Source organism: Paraburkholderia sp. BR14320, assembly GCF_040948665.1.
Classification (GTDB): domain Bacteria; phylum Pseudomonadota; class Gammaproteobacteria; order Burkholderiales; family Burkholderiaceae; genus Paraburkholderia; species Paraburkholderia youngii.
In genome coordinates, this window is the sequence record NZ_JBFPKG010000201.1 from 1 (window position 1) to 1,117 (window position 1,117).

1 protein-coding gene and 1 pseudogene are annotated in these 1,117 nt (G+C 56.3%); both read right to left on the reverse strand.

The window, feature by feature from the left end:
- Positions 1 to 130: 130 nt before the first annotated feature.
- Positions 131 to 493 (reverse strand): annotated as a pseudogene (locus tag AB3X89_RS39860) (IS6 family transposase); the annotation flags it as partial.
- A 63-nt stretch (positions 494 to 556) separates the two neighbouring features.
- A complete protein-coding gene (locus tag AB3X89_RS39865; RefSeq protein ID WP_368588012.1) occupies positions 557 to 940 on the reverse strand; it encodes a hypothetical protein in 384 nt (127 codons plus the stop codon).
- Positions 941 to 1,117 lie beyond the last annotated feature (177 nt).

Consider the following 1,117-nt stretch of genomic DNA (forward strand, 5'->3'; position numbering starts at 1 on the left):
AAAGGACAGATGAAATGTGCGGGCAAAGACCCGTCGTCTGCTTCCCAGCAGTTTTACTCCCTTGTGTCATAAGCAATACTTATCATATCGACATTTCTCGTCCCGACACCCTTACTGCAACAGAACCGTTGAAGAAGCGCTTTGCTGCGGCCTTGTCGCGATGTTTCTGCAGCAGGATGTCGAGTTCGGCGCCGTGCTGGTCGACTGCCCGCCAGAGCAGATAAGGCTCACCGCGCAACGTAACGAAGACTTCGTCCCAGATGCCATGTGCGCCCAGGCTTGCGGCGAGCAGCTTTGACGCGATGTGCGAAGCCCGCGCCGAATTTGTCGCACCAGCGGCGGATCGTCTCGTAACTGACAATGACACCGCGCTCGAACAGCAGTCTTCAATGTCACGCAGGCTAAGCTGGAACCGGAAATACCACCGAACCGCGAGACTAACGATTGCCGCCGGGAACCGGTGGCCGTGATAAAGCGATTTTCTTTTCTTCATCGTGACATCTTACGTGACTACCTCGCCAACGTGACAGTGCCCTATGGAGCTGGTATGTCGGGGTCAAACATCGGTTCGATTACTTTGCGCCGTCTCTTCCATGCGTGGACGCCTGGCTATCACAGCTTCGTAGTGTCCCTGCTGGTCCCAAATAACGACATGGTGCGTGAACGGGGCACTCGCGCCAGAAGCGGAAATGGTTTCCTTGCTCGTCACGGGGTATTGCGCGTCTAGGCCCGCTTCGACTACCCCGACCTGTATGTTTACGTTGTAGCGCTCATTGACAAGCCTCGTGAGGGTCTTCGCCGCTCCACCAACGCCGGTATCCAGATGCAGCATTCTGTCGTTGCTGTCGGACGGATTTTTCACGTCGTACTCGCGGCGCAACTCGTTAACTTCGTTGTCGAGATTGCTGTCCTTCAAATCCGGCCTGAGGTGTTGCACCAACGCATAGATCGCGCAGTTGCTCCCCGTTCCCGGGTTGAAAATGACCTGCAGGTGGCTTTGTTCAGCAGGGTCCTTGCGCGGCGACCGTGGGTCCGGTAGAAAGAGCCCAGTGATCTATCCGACAGGCGAGCTTTCATGCCTTACAAGGCAAGACTGAAAACGGGTGGGCCGCGCAAG